This is a genomic window from Propioniciclava sp., from assembly GCF_029977985.1.
GTDB lineage: Bacteria > Actinomycetota > Actinomycetes > Propionibacteriales > Propionibacteriaceae > Propioniciclava.
In genome coordinates this window covers 1-2,380 of the sequence record NZ_JARKOT010000020.1, presented here as the reverse complement: position 1 = coordinate 2,380, position 2,380 = coordinate 1, and the positions used below count along the sequence as shown (strand labels likewise).

Below are 2,380 nucleotides of genomic sequence, written 5' to 3'. Positions count from 1 at the left end.
GGCGCGAGCACGAGAGCCTGCGGGCGCTTCTGCTTGTGGTCGAGCCGCTGCAGGATGGGCAGCGCGAACGCCGCCGTCTTGCCGGTGCCGGTCTGGGCGAGGCCCATGACGTCGCGGCCGGCCAGGAGCGCCGGAATCGTGTCCGCCTGAATGGGCGACGGGGCCTCGTAGCCGAGGTCGGCTAGCGCGGCGAGGATCTTCGCATCCAGGCCGAGGTCGTCGAACGTCAGGGTGGTCTCGGGCAGGGATTCGGTCTCGCTCACCGATCAACCGTAGTGGGTGGTGGTGCCGCCGCACGAGCCACGGGGCACCCGGTTGCCGCGGGCTGCTCGGCGACACCGGCCTGGCGGCACCGCGCGGGTCCCGTCCGCGGTGCGGCTGGCGCAGGTCGTCGGCGCGGGTGAGCCGGGCTCACTGGAAGATCCGGGCTGGTCTGCCGACCCGGATCTTCCAGTGAGGGCCCGCGCCGCCGTCCGGTAGCAGGAGACGGTAAGACGTGCAGACTCAGGCGGTGATGCCGAGCCGGTCGCCGAGCCAGCCGACTTGGTCGGCCAGGGCCGCCGACCAGACGTTCCAGCCGTGCCCGCCGGGGTAGGTCCGGGTCTCGACGGTCATTCCGGACGCCGCCGCCGCAGCCTCCACCTGCTCCATCTGGGGCCGGTACTCGGCGTCGTCGGCACCGACGGAGAACAGGCCTGTGATGCCCTCATACCGGTTCTTCGCCAGCAGGCTCAGCGGGTCGTTCGCCGCGTAGGCAGCCTGGTCGCCCCCGAACGCCTGCTCGATGGTGGCTTCCTCCGAGCCCAGTGTCGGGTGTGCTTCGCCCGACATCGAGAGAAAGGTCCGAAACAGCGTCGGCGCGCGGGTGACCACTTGGAGGGCGCATGTCGCCCCGTTGGACAGCCCGGCGATGGCCCACCGGTTCCGGTCGGGGTCGACCTGGAGGTTGCGGTCGATCCACGCGGGCACGTCGGTCTGTACGTAGGTGGCCACGTTGCCCTGGTAGGCGTCGCTGCACAACGGGTTCGCCGTCGAGGCGCCCAGCGGGTCGGGGATGACGATGACCGGCGCCAGTCCGTCGTGGGCCTGGGCGTAGGCGTCCACGCTCTTCTGCAGTGAGCCAGCGGTCAGCCAGTCGCGCGGCTCACCCGGCTGACCCGACAGCAGGACGAGGACCGGCAGCACAGGTCGGCTCTCCGTGAGGTAGGCAGGCGGCAGGTAGACGTAGGCCGTGCGCGGCGTGAAGTTCGGGTCGCTGGCCGGGATGTCGGCGGTGACGATCTGTCCTGCAGCGGGCATGCCGAGGGGTGGCGTCCACGAGTCCACGAGCGGACCCGCCGGGCGCCCATTCGCCGGGTCCGCGGTCGCCACGGCATCCAGCGTTGTCGTCTCGATGCCGAGGCCGAGCGCAGCCGACAGCGTCGGGTAGGCGCCGAAGTGCGCGTTGACCGCCAACAGTGCGGCGACGAGGACGCCGATGGTCGCCGCCAATCCGGCACCCACGGCGCCCGCGCGGCGTCCGAGGGAGAACCGGGCTCGCCGGGGGCCGCGCCTGGTGACCACCTGCAGCACGACCAGCGCGATCACAGCCACCCACGCCCACACGTAGCGGCCGATGCCGTCGGCCACGGGGTGCCACCACACGTCCACCGCCAGCCAGGCCAGGACGCCGACCGCACCGGCCGCGATGACCAGAGCGACCTGGCGCGGCCAGGTCAGACGACGCGTGCGGGTGAGCCAGAGCAGTCCGACGACCACTGCCGCCAGCGCGTAGGCCACCGGCAACACCCACGGCGCGAGGAGGGGGACGGCGGCGAACAGCTCATTCACTGCGCACCAGCTTCTGGGCGAACCGGGCGGCATCCGCCGCGCCGAGGCCGGGCAGGTAGGCGCGGGCGATGGCCAGGCCCACCGTGGGCGCGTCCACGATGTCGGGGACGGCGAGGTAGAGCGGGACGAAGCGGGGGGCGAACTTCGCCTTGAACGCGAGCAGCGACCGGAAGCCGTAGACCGGCTCGAGCAGGGTGCCGAGAACCTCGAGCACCGGGTCGAGCAGGTTGGAGGAGGGGACGAGGTCGAGGTCGTCGGCGATCTGGCCGCTGCGGGCCAACGGCGCGCCGGAGAGCGACAACACCTCGAGTCCCTCGGCCTGCGCGTCGAGGGCGGCGCGGGCGATGAGGAACTCCATGGCGGGGCGGAAGCCCTCCTCGCGGCGGCGCATCACGTCGAGGGTGAGGCCGACGACCGTGCCGTCGCGGTGGATCGGCATCCACGAGGTGACGGCCTGCACGGTGCCCTCGGCGTCGACGGCGAGCAGGAGCCGGGTGTCGTCGTCGTCCATCTCGGCGAGGCCGCCGAGGGTGAAGCCCATCTCGGGCAG

The 2,380-nt window shown here is 72.3% G+C and carries 3 protein-coding genes; all 3 read right to left on the bottom strand.

Annotation, left to right across the window (positions count from 1 at the left end; genetic code table 11):
• Positions 1-245, bottom strand: a 245-nt coding sequence (locus Q1K57_RS01865) for a DEAD/DEAH box helicase (RefSeq protein ID WP_366525317.1), incomplete at its 3' end; no start/stop codon positions are given.
• A 259-nt stretch (positions 246-504) separates the two neighbouring features.
• Positions 505-1,830, bottom strand: coding sequence for an alpha/beta hydrolase-fold protein (locus tag Q1K57_RS01860; RefSeq protein ID WP_300078373.1), 1,326 nt, complete (start codon positions 1,828-1,830; stop codon positions 505-507).
• The coding region (locus tag Q1K57_RS01855; RefSeq protein ID WP_300078371.1) for a DUF2156 domain-containing protein at positions 1,823-2,380 on the bottom strand (558 nt) is incomplete at its 5' end. The genes Q1K57_RS01855 and Q1K57_RS01860, both read right to left, overlap by 8 nt.